Annotated in this window: 17 protein-coding genes; 15 read left to right on the top strand and 2 right to left on the bottom strand. The window is 62.3% G+C overall.

Features of this window, described 5'->3' with window-relative positions:
- The first annotated feature begins 46 nt into the window (after nucleotides 1–46).
- The 6 genes from rpsF (at nucleotide 47) to alr (ending at nucleotide 5,633) form a co-directional block, all read left to right on the top strand.
- Nucleotides 47–505: a 30S ribosomal protein S6 gene (gene rpsF / locus EFD56_RS24665; protein WP_004680499.1), complete on the top strand. Its 459-nt coding sequence runs from the start codon at nucleotides 47–49 to the stop codon at nucleotides 503–505.
- 12 nt (nucleotides 506–517) lie between these two features.
- On the top strand, nucleotides 518–766 hold the full coding sequence (gene rpsR, locus EFD56_RS24660) for a 30S ribosomal protein S18 (RefSeq protein WP_004680498.1): 249 nt from the start codon (nucleotides 518–520) through the stop codon (nucleotides 764–766).
- A 148-nt stretch (nucleotides 767–914) separates the two neighbouring features.
- Nucleotides 915–1,901, top strand: coding sequence for a DUF2232 domain-containing protein (locus EFD56_RS24655; RefSeq protein WP_126906546.1), 987 nt, complete (start codon nucleotides 915–917; stop codon nucleotides 1,899–1,901).
- A 21-nt stretch (nucleotides 1,902–1,922) separates the two neighbouring features.
- The gene (gene rplI / locus EFD56_RS24650) at nucleotides 1,923–2,501 is read left to right on the top strand and encodes a 50S ribosomal protein L9 (RefSeq protein ID WP_004680496.1); all 579 of its coding nucleotides are present in this window, start codon (nucleotides 1,923–1,925) and stop codon (nucleotides 2,499–2,501) included.
- Nucleotides 2,502–2,875: 374 nt separating this feature from the next.
- Nucleotides 2,876–4,372, top strand: a complete 1,497-nt coding sequence (locus EFD56_RS24645) for a replicative DNA helicase (protein ID WP_012483300.1) — start codon at nucleotides 2,876–2,878, stop codon at nucleotides 4,370–4,372.
- A 100-nt stretch (nucleotides 4,373–4,472) separates the two neighbouring features.
- A complete protein-coding gene (gene alr / locus EFD56_RS24640) occupies nucleotides 4,473–5,633 on the top strand; it encodes an alanine racemase (protein ID WP_126906545.1) in 1,161 nt (386 codons plus the stop codon).
- Nucleotides 5,634–5,642: 9 nt separating this feature from the next.
- On the opposite strand, the gene EFD56_RS24635 is transcribed toward alr, so the two are convergent.
- Nucleotides 5,643–6,278: a LysE family translocator gene (locus EFD56_RS24635; RefSeq protein ID WP_126906544.1), complete on the bottom strand. Its 636-nt coding sequence runs from the start codon at nucleotides 6,276–6,278 to the stop codon at nucleotides 5,643–5,645.
- A 165-nt stretch (nucleotides 6,279–6,443) separates the two neighbouring features.
- On the opposite strand from EFD56_RS24635, the gene radA reads away from it, so the two are divergent.
- The 4 genes from radA (at nucleotide 6,444) to EFD56_RS24615 (ending at nucleotide 11,087) form a co-directional block, all read left to right on the top strand.
- Nucleotides 6,444–7,844: a DNA repair protein RadA gene (gene radA / locus EFD56_RS24630; protein ID WP_012483297.1), complete on the top strand. Its 1,401-nt coding sequence runs from the start codon at nucleotides 6,444–6,446 to the stop codon at nucleotides 7,842–7,844.
- A gap of 90 nt (nucleotides 7,845–7,934) precedes the next feature.
- On the top strand, nucleotides 7,935–8,552 hold the full coding sequence (locus EFD56_RS24625; RefSeq protein WP_126906543.1) for a CvpA family protein: 618 nt from the start codon (nucleotides 7,935–7,937) through the stop codon (nucleotides 8,550–8,552).
- A gap of 223 nt (nucleotides 8,553–8,775) precedes the next feature.
- On the top strand, nucleotides 8,776–10,266 hold the full coding sequence (gene purF / locus EFD56_RS24620) for an amidophosphoribosyltransferase (RefSeq protein WP_016734261.1): 1,491 nt from the start codon (nucleotides 8,776–8,778) through the stop codon (nucleotides 10,264–10,266).
- An 80-nt stretch (nucleotides 10,267–10,346) separates the two neighbouring features.
- Nucleotides 10,347–11,087: an SDR family NAD(P)-dependent oxidoreductase gene (locus EFD56_RS24615; protein ID WP_126906542.1), complete on the top strand. Its 741-nt coding sequence runs from the start codon at nucleotides 10,347–10,349 to the stop codon at nucleotides 11,085–11,087.
- Between the two features lie 9 nt (nucleotides 11,088–11,096).
- Here the strand turns inward: EFD56_RS24615 and EFD56_RS24610 are convergent, their stop codons facing one another.
- Entirely contained in the window at nucleotides 11,097–11,846 is a 750-nt protein-coding gene (locus EFD56_RS24610; RefSeq protein ID WP_126906541.1) for a glycoside hydrolase family 25 protein, read from the bottom strand.
- Between the two features lie 287 nt (nucleotides 11,847–12,133).
- Here EFD56_RS24610 and cysS point away from each other — a divergent pair, with 287 nt between their 5' ends.
- The 5 genes from cysS to pip all read left to right on the top strand — a co-directional run bounded on the left by cysS (nucleotide 12,134) and on the right by pip (nucleotide 16,282).
- Nucleotides 12,134–13,525 (top strand): cysteine--tRNA ligase, encoded by a 1,392-nt coding sequence (gene cysS / locus EFD56_RS24605; protein ID WP_126906540.1) that lies wholly within the window; start codon nucleotides 12,134–12,136, stop codon nucleotides 13,523–13,525.
- A gap of 363 nt (nucleotides 13,526–13,888) precedes the next feature.
- Nucleotides 13,889–14,365 (top strand): GFA family protein, encoded by a 477-nt coding sequence (locus EFD56_RS24595; protein ID WP_064827289.1) that lies wholly within the window; start codon nucleotides 13,889–13,891, stop codon nucleotides 14,363–14,365.
- Nucleotides 14,362–14,850 (top strand): GFA family protein, encoded by a 489-nt coding sequence (locus EFD56_RS24590; RefSeq protein ID WP_037115852.1) that lies wholly within the window; start codon nucleotides 14,362–14,364, stop codon nucleotides 14,848–14,850. Before EFD56_RS24595 ends, EFD56_RS24590 begins: the two co-directional genes overlap by 4 nt.
- Entirely contained in the window at nucleotides 14,847–15,323 is a 477-nt protein-coding gene (locus EFD56_RS24585; RefSeq protein WP_064827287.1) for a GFA family protein, read from the top strand. Before EFD56_RS24590 ends, EFD56_RS24585 begins: the two co-directional genes overlap by 4 nt.
- Complete coding sequence (pip, locus tag EFD56_RS24580) at nucleotides 15,320–16,282, top strand: prolyl aminopeptidase (protein WP_004675106.1); 963 nt, start codon at nucleotides 15,320–15,322, stop codon at nucleotides 16,280–16,282. The genes EFD56_RS24585 and pip overlap by 4 nt, the downstream gene beginning before the upstream one ends.
- Nucleotides 16,283–16,306 lie beyond the last annotated feature (24 nt).

Genomic DNA, 16,306 nt, shown 5'->3' with positions numbered 1-16,306 from the left:
CCGCCGAATATCGGGTTGAACCAAACGCAAGAAAGGCAAAGCTGTCATGGCTCTTTATGAACATGTATTCCTTGCCCGGCAGGATATTTCCGCTCAGCAGGTCGATGCCCTCGTAGAACAGTACAAGGGCGTGATCGAAGCAAACGGCGGCAAGGTCGGGCGTATCGAGAACTGGGGCCTCAAGTCCCTCACCTACCGCATCAAGAAGAACCGTAAGGCGCATTACGCGCTGATGGACATCGATGCTCCGGCTGCTGCGATCCAGGAAATGGAACGCCAGATGCGCATCAGCGAAGACGTTCTTCGCTACATGACCATCGCCGTGGAAAAGCATGAAGAAGGCCCGTCTGCGATGCTGCAGAAGCGCGACCGCGACGACCGCGGCCCGCGTGAAGGCGGCGACCGTGGCCCGCGCCGCGAATTCGGTGACCGTCCGCCGCGCCGTGACGGTGACTTCCAGCGTGGCCCGCGTCCGGATCGCGCTCCCCGCGAAGACCGTGCATAAGGAGATATAAGAATGTCTGAAGCTTCCTCCGCACCGGTCCGTCGTCCGTTCCATCGCCGCCGCAAGACCTGCCCGTTCTCCGGCGCAAACGCACCGCGGATCGACTACAAGGACGTCCGTCTGCTGCAGCGCTACATTTCCGAGCGCGGCAAGATCGTTCCGTCCCGCATCACGGCCGTTTCCCAGAAGAAGCAGCGCGAACTCGCCCAGGCGATCAAGCGCGCTCGTTTCCTCGGCCTGCTGCCGTACGTCGTCGCCTGATAGAATATGTGACCCCCGGATCCCTGATCCGGGGGTTGCCTCCCTTCCGCGATGGGCGCGGATCGGAACTCTAAAAACCCATGTTGAGACGTTTCTGAATTCGATTCAGCAACATCCTCTAACTGCTTGATGAAGCAGGACAGCGACCTTGAAACGACTGGATCTTAAAACGCTGCTGACCGGCGCACTCGCCGGCTTGACCGCCGCCCTGCTGGTGCTGGGCGCGAGCGTGCAGCCGTCGTTTTTCAGCGCGCTCCTCTATACGGCTTCGGCACTGCCGATCCTGCTTGTCGGGCTCGGCTGGGGCAATGTCGCTGCAATTGTGGCCGTCGTCACCGCAGCCGCACTCGGCGCGGTGTTCATCTCGCCCTTCTTCGCGCTGATCATGACATTGGTGACGCTGCTGCCGGCCGGCTGGCTCAGCCACCTCGCCAATCTCGCCCGCCCCGCATCCGAGCTCGGCGGTCCGGACCACCTGCTCGCCTGGTATCCGCTCTCCGATATCCTGCTGCATCTTTGCGGCCTGGTGACGTTCGCCGTCATCGTCATCGGTGTGATGATCGGCTACGGGCCCGACATCACCGATCCGATCGTTGATCTGCTGATCACCTCGGTCAAGCAGCAGCAGCCGGAATTCATGCCCGATCCGGCGGCGACCGCGCAGACCAAATCGCTGATCCTGCTGATGCTGCCGGCTTTGCAGGGCGGCATGTGGGTCACGATGCTGTTTGCCGCCTATTATTTCGCGGTGCGCCTCGTCGCAGCATCCGGCCGCGGCCTTCGCCCCCGCGAGGACATCCCTTCGTCGCTGCGGATGAACCGCAATTCGATCTTCGTCTTCCTCGCCGGGCTTGCCGCCTGCTTCTTCGGCGGCGTTCCGGCGCTGATCGGCGCAACCGTGATCGGCACATTCGGCGCCGGTTTCATGCTCTCCGGTTTCGCCTCGCTGCATTTCCGCACGCGCGGCAAGGACTGGCGTTTGCCGGCCCTCATCCTCTGCTATCTGGCCTCCATGCTCATGCTGCTGCCAGCCCTCCTCATCCTCGTCCTCGGTCTCGGCGACACGCGCAAGGCGATCGCACTGACCCCGACGAAAGATGCCGATACCCCCAACCAATCCGATACGAAAATCTGAGACACAAGAAAGGACAAAGAAATGGAAGTCATCCTTCTCGAACGCATCTCCAAGCTCGGCCAGATGGGCGAAACCGTAAAGGTTCGCGACGGCTTTGCTCGCAACTACCTGCTGCCGCTCGGCAAGGCGCTTCGCGCCAACGCTGCCAACAAGGCTCGTTTCGAATCCGAGCGTGCGACGCTCGAAGCCCGCAACCTCGAGCGCAAGTCGGAAGCCCAGAAGGTCGCCGACGTTCTCGACGGCAAGTCCTTCATCGTCGTGCGCTCCGCTGGCGAAACCGGCCAGCTCTATGGCTCGGTCGCTGCCCGTGACGTCGTCGAAGTTCTCGCCGCCGAAGGCTTCAACATCGGCCGCAACCAGGTTCACCTGAACACGCCGATCAAGGCGATCGGCCTGCACAAGGTCGAGCTGCAGCTGCATGCCGAAGTCGAAATCCATGTCGAGCTGAACGTTGCCCGTTCCGCCGAAGAGGCCGAGCGCCAGGCCAAGGGTGAAGAACTCACCTCGGTCGACGCGATCTACGGCGTCGACGAAGACGCGCTGCGTCCCGAAGACTTCTTCGATCCGGAAGCCGACGGCATCGACGAAGACGAAGCATAAGTCTCGCCGGACACAATCCGCGTGAGGGAAGCCCGGCCGTTGCGCCGGGCTTTTTCGTTTCATCCGCCTGATCGGAAACAACCGGGGAGATCATCTTAAACGGGGGATTTCCGGATGTTTTTGCTGCGTGGCCGATGTCATCGCGTTACCATGGCCATCTCCGGAACGGATGATCTGAGTCGGCTCCGTACCGTGTCCTCAGGGTGACACTCCCGGTATTTCTCGCTTGTGTCGCCCAGGACTGTGGAGAAGTCGAACAACGTGCACAGCGTTCAGGATTTAGGCGAAGCGGGCCTTCGCGCCTTCTGCAGCCCCTTGATTTTCTCCATCCGGAATTGCAAATCCGGAGTTGGAAAAAGACAGAACGGATGATGATGAACGACGCCGCTCGAAAGATTGCAGCTGTTGCTCCCTCGGAGCAGCATTATCGCGAAGCACCCAACAACATCGAGGCCGAGCAGGCGCTTCTGGGTGCCATCCTGATGAACAACGACGCCTATTACCGGGTGTCGGACTTCCTCAAGCCGATCCATCTCTACGAACCGCTGCACCGCAAGATCTTCGAGGTGGCCGGCGACATTATCCGCATGGGCAAGATCGCCAACCCGGTAACGATCAAGACCTTCCTCAAGGCCGACGAAAAGGTCGGCGACATGACGGTTTCGCAATATCTGGCGAGCCTCGTCAGCAACGCCGTCACCGTCATCAATGCCGAGGATTACGGCCGGGCGATCTATGATCTGGCGCTGCGCCGGGCGCTGATCACGATCGGCGAGGATGTCGTCAACATCGCCTATGACGCACCGCTCGACATGCCGCCGCAGTCGCAGATCGAGGATACTGAACGCCGGCTCTTCGAACTCGCGGAAAATGGCCGCTACGACGGCGGCTTCCAATCCTTCAACGACGCTGTGGCGCTGGCGATCGACATGGCGGCCGTCGCCAAGGAACGCGACGGCGGCCTTTCCGGCATTTCCACCGGCATCCACTCGCTGGACGCCAAGATGGGCGGCCTGCAGCGTTCGGACTTGATCATCCTCGCCGGCCGTCCGGGCATGGGCAAGACCTCGCTCGCCACCAACATCGCATACAATATCGCCGCCGCCTACGAGGGCGAGGTGCAGTCCGATGGCAGCATGAAAGCGAGGAATGGCGGCGTTGTCGGCTTCTATTCGCTCGAAATGTCGTCCGAACAGCTCGCCACCCGTATCATCTCCGAACAGACGGAAGTCTCCTCCTCGAAGATCCGCCGCGGCGACATCAACGATGCCGATTTCGAAAAGCTCGTCGCCTGCTCGATGATGATGCAGAAGGTGCCGCTCTATATCGACCAGACCGGCGGTATCTCGATCGCCCAGCTTTCGGCACGCGCGCGCCGCCTCAAGCGTCAGCGCGGCCTCGACGTGCTCGTGGTCGACTACGTGCAGCTGATGACCGGCTCGGGCAAATCCAGCGACAATCGCGTCCAGGAAATCACCCAGATCACCACCGGCCTGAAGGCGCTCGGCAAGGAACTCAATGTTCCGATCATCGCGCTGTCGCAGCTGTCGCGCCAGGTCGAAAGCCGCGACGACAAGCGGCCACAGCTTTCCGACCTTCGTGAATCCGGCTCGATCGAGCAGGACGCCGACGTCGTGCTCTTCGTGTTCCGCGAGGAATATTACGTCAAAAACCAGGAGCCGCGCGATCCGCACGATCCGAAATATCCGGAATGGGAAGCGCTGTTCGACAAGGTGAAGGGCACGGCCGACGTCATCATCGCCAAGCAGCGCCACGGGCCGACGGGCACGGTGAAGCTGGCTTTCCAGGCGGAGTTCACGCGCTTTGCCGATCTCGCCGATCCATCCTTCATTCAATATGAAGAGCATTGATCGCGGTGCAGGGGTCCTCCAGCCTCGGCCTTTCCCTTGACAGGGTTGGCCTCTAGACTGGCCGGAGAATCCTTCTCCGGCCTCTTTTTCGACGTGGATCATGAGCGAATTTCTCGACGCCCCCGAAGACGACACCTTTGCCTCGGCAGGCCTGCGGCTGACCGTCGACCTGACCGCACTGACGGAAAACTGGCGCGACATGGCGCGCCGTTCGGGCACTGCGCGCGCCGCCGCCGTTGTCAAGGCAGATGCCTACGGCCTTGGAATCGAGGATGCCGGCGAAGCGCTCTACACGGCAGGCGCCCGGGATTTCTTTGTCGCGACTGTCGATGAAGGCGTCACGCTTCGCCTCTATGCGCCCGAGGCGCGCATCTTCGTGCTCTCCGGCATATGGCCGGGCACCGAACGGCGCTTCTTCGACAATGATCTGGTTCCGGTGATTTCTTCCGACGAGCAACTCGCCTTCTGGATGGCGGTGCTTGCCGATTATGGCGATTATCCTTGCGCGCTGCATGTCGATACCGGCTTCAACCGGCTGGGGCTGCACATCGACGATGCGATCGCGCTTGCCGATGACGTCTCGCGGCCGGCAAGCTTCGCGCCGGTGCTGGTCATGAGCCACCTCGCCTGCGGCGACGATCCCAGCCATGCGATGAACCGGCAACAGCTCGAATCATTCCGCAGGGTTACCGCCGCCTATGAAGGTGTCGATTCAAGTCTTGCCGCCTCGGCCGGCGTCTTCCTCGGCGAGGATTACCACTTCGAGCTGACCCGGCCGGGCATCGCGCTCTACGGCGGCGAAGCGGTCTGCGGCGTGACGAACCCGATGCGGCCGGTCGCCACCGCGGAAGCGCGCATCATCCAGGTGCGCACCGTCAAAGCCGGCGAGACCGTCAGCTACGGCCGGGCGCTGCAGCTTCGTCGCGACAGCCGGCTGGCGATCGTCTCGGCCGGTTATGCCGACGGCTATATGCGCAGCCAGTCGAGTGGCGGCGTGCCGCTGCGCCAGGTCGTGCCGCAGGGCGGACAAGGCTTCATCGCCGGACATAAGGTCCCGGTCGCCGGCCGGATCACCATGGATCTGACGATCTTCGACGTCACCGATCTGCCGGAAAACGCCGTGCGCGCCGGGGACTACGTCGAGCTGTTCGGGAAGAACGTGGCGCTGGACGACGTGGCACGGGCGGCAGGGACGATCGGATACGAGATTCTGACCAGCATGGGGCTTCGCCACGAGCGGCGCTATGTCGCCGAAGAATAAAGCTGGCCCTCAACGGCTGCTTAGCGCAAGGCGGGCGCCGAGCGCCAGGAAAAGCGCGCCGAGGCCGCGATCGAGCCACACTCCGATTTTTTCATTATGCCTCAGTGCGTCCGCAAGGCGCCCGCCAAGGAGGACGAGCGGCGGTTCGATGAAGGCCGCGACGACGATGATGAGGCCGCCATGCAGCATGAGCTGCGCCCATGCCGGCCCCGCGCCGTCGACCACGAATTGCGGCAGGAAGGCCAGGAAGAATATCGCGACTTTCGGATTGAGTAGCGACACCAGGATTCCCTGTCGATAGATCCTCGCGATCGGCAATCTTTCACCGGCCGCCTTGATCAGGCTGCCGCCACCACCGGCGCGCAAAGCCTGGATGCCCAGCCAAACGAGATAGGCGGCGCCGAGCCATTTGACGGTTGAGAAGGCGAAGGCAGAGGCGGCAAGCACGGCGGAGAGGCCCAATGCGGCCATCAGCACATGCAGGCAGGCGCCTGACCAGACGCCGAACAACGCGGAAAAACCGGCGCGTTTCCCGCCTCTCATCGTGTGGCCGAGGATGAAGCCGATGTCAGGGCCGGGCGACAGGTTGAGCAAAACCGCCGCCGATAGAAATGCAAGCCAGTGCGCGAGCGAATAGTCGAACATCTTCCACCGTAGCTGATGAGCAGAGGTGAAAAGCATAGGCACGGCAAACGCTGATGGGGAAATCATTAGTTTTGATCCGTCGCGATAGCCATTATCTCAAGCACAACAGTGATTCGATGAAGCGCACGTCGGCTTCGTCTTGATAACTCGACTGAAAGAACGATGATGGCGAAGGCCAGGACACAATTCATCTGCCAGAACTGCGGCGCAGTGCATAACCGCTGGGCCGGCAAATGCGACAATTGCGGCGAGTGGAACACCATCGTCGAGGAAGACCCGATGGGCGGCATCGGCTCCGGCCCGGGCAAGACGCCAAAGAAGGGCCGGCCGGTGGCACTGACGGCGCTTTCCGGCGAGATCGAGGAGGCGCCGCGCATTCATACCGCCATGTCCGAACTCGACCGTACGCTTGGCGGCGGCTTCGTGCGCGGCTCGGCGGTCCTGATCGGCGGTGATCCCGGCATCGGCAAGTCGACGCTGCTGATGCAGGCAGCCGCCGCGCTTTCACGGCGCGGCCACAGGATCATCTACGTCTCCGGCGAAGAGGCGGTGGCACAGGTTCGCTTGAGAGCCCAGCGTCTCGCGGCAGCCGACACCGACGTGCTGCTGGCGGCAGAAACCAACGTCGAGGATATTCTGGCGACGCTTGCCGAAGGCAAACGTCCTGACCTCGTCATCATCGATTCCATCCAGACGCTGTGGAGCGAGCTGGCCGATTCCGCGCCGGGAACGGTGACGCAGGTGCGCACCGGCGTGCAGTCGATGATCCGTTTCGCCAAGCAGACGGGTGCGGCCATGGTGCTCGTCGGGCATGTGACCAAGGACGGACAGATCGCCGGGCCGCGCGTCGTCGAGCACATGGTCGATGCCGTGCTCTATTTCGAAGGCGATCGCGGCCATCACTACCGCATCCTGCGCACGGTCAAGAACCGCTTCGGCCCGACCGACGAGATCGGCGTCTTCGAAATGTCCGACAGAGGTTTGCGCGAGGTCGCCAACCCGTCCGAACTCTTTCTCGGCGAGCGCAACGAAAAATCGCCGGGTGCGGCCGTCTTCGCCGGCATGGAGGGCACGCGGCCCGTGCTTGTCGAGGTGCAGGCGCTGGTGGCGCCGACCTCGCTCGGCACACCGCGGCGCGCCGTGGTCGGTTGGGATTCGGCCCGGCTGTCGATGATCCTGGCGGTGCTGGAGGCCCATTGCGGCGTCCGGCTCGGCCAGCACGACGTCTATCTCAACGTCGCCGGCGGCTACCGCATCTCCGAACCGGCGGCCGATCTCGCCGTCGCCTCGGCGCTCGTTTCCTCGCTCGCCGGTATTGCCCTTCCCGCCGATTGCGTCTATTTCGGCGAAGTCAGCCTGTCGGGCGCCATCCGACCGGTTGCGCACACCGCCCAGCGCCTCAAGGAAGCCGAGAAGCTGGGCTTTTCGACAGCACTGCTTCCTTCCGCCTCCGCCGAGCTGCCGAAGGGTTCCGGCGGACGATGGAACGAGGTCGAAAGCCTGCCGGATCTGGTCGCGCGCATCGCCGGATCGAAGGGAGCGCTGCGTGTGGAAGACGAGGTTTGATCCTTTCATTGCCGGGAACGGTAATGATATAGGAAGCACACGATAAGGCACGACACGGCCGCCAAGCGGCAGTCCTGGAGTTGAATTTACATGCCCATTACGATTTTCGACGGTATTGTCATCGGCGTCGTGCTCTTCTCCGCCGTACTGGCGATGGTCCGCGGCTTCTCCCGCGAGATCCTTTCAATCGCAAGCTGGGGCGGTTCGGCCGCCGCCGCCTACTACCTCTATCCGTACCTGCTGCCTTATGCGAAGAAATACACCGATGACGATCGCATCGCGATCGCCGGTTCGGCCGCGGTCGTTTTCCTGATCGCGCTCATCGTCATCTCCTTCATCACCATGAAGATCGCCGATTTCATCATCGACAGCCGCATCGGCGCGCTCGACCGCACGCTCGGCTTCCTGTTCGGCGCAGCGCGCGGCCTGCTGCTGATGGTCGTCGCTGTGGCCTTCTGGAACTGGCTCGTTGATGTCGACCACCGCCCGGCCTGGGTCAACGAGGCCAAGTCGAAGCCCTTCCTGGATTCGATGGTGGTGAAGCTGAAGGCAGTTCTGCCGGAGCAATTTGCCCAGATGATCGAGGCAAGCTTCCGTGATAAGATGCAGTCTCCGGCACAGAGCGGCGAAGGCGCCACGCCGCCGACCACCGATCAGGCTCCGGCGGAAGACGCGCCTGCAGGCGGCACACAGCAGCCGGCGAATTGACACAGTGTTCAAGAGCTTGACCCGCCGTCCGGCAATTGCCATTTGAGCGGGACGTGAAATAAAGGTCCGGCCGGGCATTCAGCTCCGCCGGACCTCAGCCGTTTCAGAGCCGGCGAGCGGGCTTTGACAGCGGATGTCGTTCAGTTATCGGAAAGCTGCCAGGTTTCCGATATATGATACTGGAAATGCCGATCCATTCTTGTGAGAGCAGAGGCCCGCAGAAATGAACCAGTCCCATTCCTTCCCGACCGACGATCCGCTCGACGGAGATACGCTGCATGAGGAATGCGGCGTTTTCGGAATTCTGGGACATCCTGATGCCGCGACCCTTACGGCTCTCGGCCTGCACGCCCTGCAGCATCGCGGACAGGAAGCGGCCGGCATCGTCTCCTTCGACGGCAAGCGCTTCTATCAGGAGCGTCATATGGGCCTCGTCGGCGACCACTATACCAATCCGATGACGCTCGCGCGCCTGCCCGGCAGCATCTCAATCGGCCATACACGCTATTCGACGACCGGCGAAGTGGCGATGCGCAACGTCCAGCCGCTGTTTGCCGAGCTGGAGGAAGGCGGCATCGCCATTGCCCATAACGGCAATTTCACCAACGGCCTGACACTGCGTCGGCAGATCATCGCGACCGGCGCCATCTGTCAGTCGACCTCGGACACCGAAGTCGTGCTGCATCTCATCGCCCGCTCGCGCCACGCGTCCACGTCCGACCGTTTCATCGACGCCATCCGCCAGATGGAAGGCGGCTATTCGATGCTTGCCATGACGCGCACCAAGCTGATCGCCGCGCGCGACCCGACCGGCATCCGCCCGCTGGTCATGGGCGAACTCGACGGCAAGCCGATCTTCTGTTCGGAAACCTGCGCTCTCGACATCATCGGCGCCAAGTTCATTCGCGACGTGGAAAACGGCGAAGTCATCATCTGCGAAATCCAGTCCGACGGCTCGATCAGCATCGATGCCCGCAAGCCGAGCAAACAGCAGCCGGAGCGCCTCTGCCTATTCGAATATGTCTATTTCGCCCGGCCGGATTCGGTCGTCGGCGGCCGCAACGTCTATACGACACGCAAGAACATGGGCATGAACCTCGCCAAGGAAGCGCCCGTCGAGGGCGACGTCGTCGTGCCGGTGCCGGATGGCGGCACGCCGGCGGCGCTCGGCTATGCGCAGGAGAGCGGCATCCCCTTCGAATACGGGATCATCCGCAACCATTATGTCGGCCGCACCTTCATCGAGCCGACGCAGCAGATCCGCGCCTTCGGCGTGAAGCTAAAACATTCCGCCAACCGCGCGATGATCGAAGGCAAACGCGTCGTGCTGGTGGATGATTCGATCGTGCGCGGTACGACGTCTCTCAAGATCGTGCAGATGATCCGCGAAGCCGGCGCGCGCGAAGTTCACCTGCGTGTCGCAAGCCCGATGATCTTCTTCCCCGATTTCTACGGCATCGACACGCCCGATGCCGACAAGCTGCTCGCCAACCAATATGCCGATGTCGAAGCCATGGCCAAATATATCGGCGCGGATTCGCTCGCCTTCCTGTCGATCGACGGCCTTTACCGCGCCGTCGGCGGCGAGGACCGCAATCCGGCCCGCCCGCAGTTCACCGACCACTACTTCACCGGTGACTACCCGACCCGTCTCCTCGACAAGAACGGCGAGTCCATGGGCAACAAGCTTTCGATGCTTGCCAGCAACGGCTGAGCCGTTTGCCGCTTTGACTTTCGCTTCCGAGGGGCCTAATTGCGCCCCTCACCTTCGCAAGCAAATCCGGAACCGGACAGATGAACATCAATCTTGAGGGCAAGATCGCACTCGTCACCGGTGCGTCGCGTGGCATCGGCTATTTCACGGCGCTGGAACTTGCCAAAGCCGGTGCCCATGTGATTGCCTGCGCCCGCACGGTCGGCGGGCTCGAGGATCTCGACGATGCGATCAAGGCGGTCGGCGGCAGCGCGACGCTGGTGCCCTTCGATCTTGCCGATATGAACGCGATCGATGCGCTCGGCGGGTCGATCTTCGAGCGCTGGGGCAAGCTCGATATCCTCGTCGCCAATGCCGGCGTGCTCGGCGTCATCTCGCCGATCGGCCATATCGAGGCGAAGGTATTCGAGAAAGTGATGACCATCAACGTGACGGCGACATGGCGGTTGATCCGTTCGGTCGATCCGCTGCTCGCCCGCTCGGACGCCGGCCGCGCCGTCATCCTGTCGTCCGGCGCCGCGCACAAATGCCGCCCGTTCTGGAGCGCCTATTCCGCCTCAAAAGCTGCCGTCGAGGCGCTCGCCCGCACCTGGGCCGGCGAAACGCAATCGACGCCGCTGCGCATCACCAGCGTCGATCCGGGCGCGACCCGCACCGCCATGCGGGCGCAGGCCGTGCCGGGCGAAGATCCGCAGACGCTGCCGCACCCTTCCGAGGTCGCCAAGACGATCCTGCCGCTTCTGGGGCCCGGCGTGACCGAAACGGGCAAGCTTTTCATCGTGCGGGAAAACAAGCTCGCCGATTATCGGCTGCCGGAATAGATCGACGCCTCAGTTCGCAGCAAGGGCTGGAAACAAATGCGCGAAACCCGTTTCCGACGGGCAGAGAGCATTCAGATCCACCGCTCCCTGAATGCCGTTCACTGTGCCATTGTCGGCAAATTGCCAGATCGACCAGCGACCGCAGCCTTCCTGTGGCGGCTCCTTGAATACGCTTCGCAGCCAGAGATAATGCTCGGGGAAGCGGGCCTCATTGCCTTTCAGATATTGATCGTAGAATTCCTGCGTGACGTAAAAGATCGGCTTTTCCGGAAAAGTGGCTTTCAGCTCGGTGACGAAGGCGTTCACTTCCGTCGCCATTTCTTCGAGGGTCGGGACCTTGTCGCAATTGCCGACAAACTCGAGATCGATGGCGATCGGCAATGTTCCCGGCGCCTTCGGCACGGTCGAAAGGACGTTCTGCGCCTGATCCCTGCCCGGGCGGCAAAAGGTGAAGAAATGATAGGCGCCCCTGACCACCCCTGCATCACCGGCGCGCTGCCAGTTTTCGGCGAACCTGGAGTCCTTGTGGTCGCCGCCTTCGGTCGCCTTCATGATCGCAAAGCGTATATTCGGCTGCGCGGCCACCGTCTTCCAATCGATGTCGCCCTGGTGATGGCTGACATCGATGCCCTGGATCGGATAGCGCGACAGAGATGGATTGTTGAAGCGAAGCATGCCGAAATCGTATGCGAAATACGCAACGGATGCGACCACAAGAATTGCGGCCGCTCCGACACTCCACCGAAACACGCTCCCCACTCATTCCTCCCGTATTTTCAGCAGCTTCTCGACGGGCTACAAGCGATTTGTGCCGGGAAAATGGCGGACGCACTGTGGCGCTGGATCGTACCTCGCCCCTCTTGACCAAACGTCATTCCCGCGCCATAAAACGCGGCATGAAAACGGTTATCTGCATTATCTGCGGAAAGATTATTCGCTAGCGCAAGCGCTGGCCCGGCCGTTTTCGTCTCCCACACAGTCAAGATGCGAAACGCCCCGGCCCGCCGGTTGCGATATTTTCTGAACGTGCATTTTGGGAGAGTGAAATGGGCGGCACGCCGGAACTGAAGCTGTACAACACGCTGACGCGGGAGAAATCGGTCTTTGCGCCGATCGATCCCAATAACGTCCGCATGTATGTGTGCGGCCCGACGGTCTATGATTTCGCCCATATCGGCAATGCGCGGCCGGTCATCGTCTTCGACGTGCTGTTCCGGCTGTTGCGGCATCTCTATGGCGAAAACCACGTCACCTATGCGCGCAACATTACCGACGTCGACGACAAGATCAACGCGCGGGCGCTGAGGGATCATCCGGGCCTGCCGCTGAACGAGGCCATCCGCGCGGTCACGGAAAAGACCGAGACGCAGTTTCACGCCGATGTCGCCGAACTCGGCTGCCTGGAGCCGAACGTCGAGCCGCGCGCCACCGACAATATCGAAGAGATGATCGAGATCATCGAGAAACTGATCTCCAACGGTCATGCCTATGTCGCATCTGGCGAAGTGCTGTTCGACACCAAGTCGATGGCGGATTACGGCCAGCTTTCGAAGCGCCCGCTCGACGAACAGCAGGCCGGCGCCCGCGTCGCCGTCGATGCGCATAAGAAGAACCCCGGCGATTTCGTGCTGTGGAAACTGTCGGGCCACAACGAACCCGGCTGGGAGAGCCCCTGGGGCCGCGGCCGGCCCGGCTGGCATATCGAATGCTCGGCGATGAGCCGGCGTTATCTCGGCGATATCTTTGATATTCACGGCGGCGGGCTGGATCTGATCTTCCCGCACCATGAAAACGAGATCGCCCAGTCGCGCTGCGCTCACGGCACCGAGGTGATGGCGAATGTCTGGATGCATAACGGCTTCGTGCAGGTCGAAGGCCGCAAGATGTCGAAATCCGAAGGCAATTTCGTCACCATCCACGATTTGCTGCACACGGAAACCTTCGGCGGGCGGAAATGGCCGGGCGCGGTGTTGCGCCTTGCCATGCTGATGACGCATTACCGCGAGCCGATCGATTTCTCGATCAAGCGGCTGGAGGAAGCCGAACGGCTGCTCGCCAAGTGGCCGGCAACGGAACCCGGCGACGCCAGGCCGGACGAGGCCGTCATGAACGCGCTGGCGGATGACCTCAATACGGTGGCGGCGGTGCAGGCCCTGCATGCGCTGGCGCAGGCTGCCCATACCGATGCCGCCATCGGCGCCACCTTCGCCGCGACGGCCTTACTCCTCGGGGTGCTGCCGAAGAAAGCCGAAATCGATGAAGCCGTCGCAGCAGCGGTCGACGCGCTGGTCGCCATGCGTCTGGAAATGCTGAAGGCGAAGAATTTTGCCGAAGCCGACAAGATCCGCGACGAGCTGACGGCAAAGGGCATCCAGCTGAAGGACGGCAAGGATGCTGCGACCGGTGAGCGGGTGACGACGTGGGAGGTCAAGCGGTAGGATGGGTCGGGCGGCCGGATATACCCCCCTCTGCCCTGCCGGGCATCTCCCCCACAAGGGGGGAGATCGGCAAGACGCGCCGGCTTCCCGAGATATCGACCGCGCGCTAATTAGCTTCGGCTATCTGAGGTGTTTGACTGGGGCGAGCGGCCGCTCCCATCCGATCTCCCCCCATGTGGGGGAGATGCCCGGCAGGGCAGAGGGGGGTGCCGCGGCAGCCCGGTCCCTTCATCGCAAGAGGCAGGCCATGCCGCATACACCAGTTCCGCCGCAACGGCGGGCGAACGCCCGGCGCATGCGCAAGGCAATGACCGATGACAACATGTGCATCCATATCATCCGCATCATCGGAAAGGACCTGCCATGACCACCCATACCGGCGGATGCCAGTGCGGTGCGATCCGCTTCCGCGTCAGCGGCGAACTCAAGGATTCATCGATCTGTCATTGCCGCATGTGCCAGAAGGCGTTCGGGGCTTATTATGCGCCGCTCGTCTCCGTGCGCGGCGCTGATTTTGAATGGACACGGGGAGAGCGGAAAAAATTTCGCTCTTCCAATTTCGTCGAGCGCGGCTTCTGCGGCGATTGCGGTACACCGCTGACCTACGAGGCGCCGGATGGAATGGCGGTCGCCGCCGGCGCATTCGACGATCCTTCAGCATTGCCGCCGACAGTGCAATTCGGCGTCGAGGGCAAGATCGATTTCGTCGATCATCTGCACGAGTTGCCCGGACATCGGACGGAAGAGGATGCGCAGGCCGCCCCCTTCGTGCTTGAAATCGCCTCCTATCAGCATCCCGACCATGATACGCAGGTGTGGCCGCCGGAGGATCGCGCTTGAGCGACGTCACGAAGTACACCGGCGGATGCCAGTGCGGCGCGGTGCGTTACCGCGCGCGCGGCGAACTCGGCTATCCCCATATCTGCCACTGCCGGATGTGCCAGAAGGCGGCCGGCAACTATTTCCTGCCGCTCGCTGCGGCAAAGCGTCAGGATTTCGAATTGACGCGCGGCGGGCCGAAATGGTTCCGCTCTTCCGATCTCGTGCGGCGCGGCTTCTGCGGCGATTGCGGCACGCCGATGTTCTACGATATTCCGGACGCGGACTTCATCAATATCGCGCTCGGCTCGCTCGATGAGCCCGATGCCGTCAAGCCGGTGATGCAATCGAATACCGGCCGCAAGATGTCCTGGTTTCACGCGATCGACGCCTTGCCGCTGGAACCGGAGCCGGACACGTCCGAGCGCGAAGATACGATCGCGGCGAGCAATCATCAGCATCCCGACCATGATACGAAAAGCTGGCCACCCGGAGAAACCCCATGACGGATAAAATCAGAACAGGCGGATGCCAGTGCGGCGCCGTGCGCTTCCGCATATCAGGCGCGCTCGGTCGGCCCTCGATCTGCCATTGCCGCATGTGCCAGAAGCAGTTCGGCGGCTTCTTCTCCGCCCTCGTCACCGCACCCGAGGAGGGAATGGAGTGGACCCGCGGCGAGCCGAGCTACTTTCAGTCCTCCGTCAATATCGCCCGCGGCTTCTGCAGCAGTTGCGGCACGCCGATGACCTATCGTCATCCCGGTGGCCTGGAGCTTGCAATCGGCGCCTTCGACGACCGCAGCGATCTGGCGCCGCAGATCCAGGTCAATTACGACGCCCGCCTGCCCTGGGTCGAGACGATCTTCGAAGCCCCGGTGCACAAGGACCCGGATTTCTATGCCCGACAGGAGGCGATCATCTCCTTTCAGCATCCCGATCATGACACTAAGGTCTGGCCCGCGAAAGGCGTGAAGATATGACCGAGATACTGCGCACCCTCTATCCCGAAATCGAACCCTATGCCTCCGGCCATCTCGATGTCGGTGACGGCCATGTGATCTACTGGGAACGGTCGGGCACATCAGGCGCCAAGCCGGCCGTCTTCCTGCATGGCGGCCCGGGCGGCGGCTTCTCGCCCGCCCATCGCCGGCTGTTCGATCCCGCTCTCTACGACGTCATGCTGTTCGATCAACGCGGCTGCGGCCGGTCGACGCCGCATGCCGACCTCAATGCCAACACGACCTGGCACCTCGTCGCCGATATCGAGCGGCTGCGCGAGATGGCCGGCGTCGAGACCTGGCAGGTATTCGGCGGCTCCTGGGGCTCGACGCTGGCGCTCGCCTATGCCGAGACCCATCCCGAGCGCGTGTCCGAGCTCATTGTGCGGGGCATCTATACGCTGACCAAGGCGGAGCTCGACTGGTACTATCAGTTCGGCGTCTCGGAAATGTTCCCGGACAAGTGGGAGCGCTTCATCGCTCCCATTCCTCCGGAAGAGCGGCATGAGATGATGCAGGCCTATCATCGCCGCCTGACGCATGAGGACAGAAACGTGCGCCTTGCGGCCGCGCAGGCCTGGAGCATCTGGGAAGGCGAAACGATCACGCTGCTGCCGGAACCTTCGACGAGCGGCAAGTTCGAGGAGCCGGAATTCGCCTATGCCTTCGCCCGTATCGAGAACCACTTCTTCGTCAATGCCGGCTGGATGGACGAGGGACAGCTGCTCCGTGACGCAGGCAGGCTGAAAGATATTCCCGGCGTCATCGTGCATGGCCGCTATGATATGCCCTGCCCGGCCAAATATGCCTGGCTGCTACACAAGGCCTGGCCGAAGGCGGAATTCCATCTGATCGAGGGTGCCGGCCATGCCTATTCGGAGCCCGGGATACTCGACCGGCTGATCCGGGCGACGGATAAGTTTGCCGGGAAGCGGGACTGATTGCCCTGAGCAGGGCGGCCCCTC

The sequence above is a fragment of the Rhizobium phaseoli genome (assembly GCF_003985125.1).
In the GTDB taxonomy this organism is placed as follows: Bacteria; Pseudomonadota; Alphaproteobacteria; order Rhizobiales; family Rhizobiaceae; genus Rhizobium; species Rhizobium phaseoli.
This window is presented reverse-complemented; position numbering and strand designations above follow the sequence as displayed.

What these genes read in the sequence shown, in the direction of transcription:
- EFD56_RS24645 (WP_012483300.1), top strand. Translation starts at nt 2,876, where the DNA reads ATGAACGACGCCGCTCGAAAGATTGCAGCTGTTGCTCCCTCGGAGCAG.
- rpsF (WP_004680499.1), top strand. Translation starts at nt 47, where the DNA reads ATGGCTCTTTATGAACATGTATTCCTTGCCCGGCAGGATATTTCCGCT.
- pip (WP_004675106.1), top strand. Translation starts at nt 15,320, where the DNA reads ATGACCGAGATACTGCGCACCCTCTATCCCGAAATCGAACCCTATGCC.
- radA (WP_012483297.1), top strand. Translation starts at nt 6,444, where the DNA reads ATGGCGAAGGCCAGGACACAATTCATCTGCCAGAACTGCGGCGCAGTG.
- rpsR (WP_004680498.1), top strand. Translation starts at nt 518, where the DNA reads ATGTCTGAAGCTTCCTCCGCACCGGTCCGTCGTCCGTTCCATCGCCGC.
- alr (WP_126906545.1), top strand. Translation starts at nt 4,473, where the DNA reads ATGAGCGAATTTCTCGACGCCCCCGAAGACGACACCTTTGCCTCGGCA.
- purF (WP_016734261.1), top strand. Translation starts at nt 8,776, where the DNA reads ATGAACCAGTCCCATTCCTTCCCGACCGACGATCCGCTCGACGGAGAT.
- cysS (WP_126906540.1), top strand. Translation starts at nt 12,134, where the DNA reads ATGGGCGGCACGCCGGAACTGAAGCTGTACAACACGCTGACGCGGGAG.
- EFD56_RS24625 (WP_126906543.1), top strand. Translation starts at nt 7,935, where the DNA reads ATGCCCATTACGATTTTCGACGGTATTGTCATCGGCGTCGTGCTCTTC.
- EFD56_RS24615 (WP_126906542.1), top strand. Translation starts at nt 10,347, where the DNA reads ATGAACATCAATCTTGAGGGCAAGATCGCACTCGTCACCGGTGCGTCG.
- EFD56_RS24635 (WP_126906544.1), bottom strand. Translation starts at nt 6,278, where the DNA reads ATGTTCGACTATTCGCTCGCGCACTGGCTTGCATTTCTATCGGCGGCG.
- EFD56_RS24585 (WP_064827287.1), top strand. Translation starts at nt 14,847, where the DNA reads ATGACGGATAAAATCAGAACAGGCGGATGCCAGTGCGGCGCCGTGCGC.
- rplI (WP_004680496.1), top strand. Translation starts at nt 1,923, where the DNA reads ATGGAAGTCATCCTTCTCGAACGCATCTCCAAGCTCGGCCAGATGGGC.
- EFD56_RS24595 (WP_064827289.1), top strand. Translation starts at nt 13,889, where the DNA reads ATGACCACCCATACCGGCGGATGCCAGTGCGGTGCGATCCGCTTCCGC.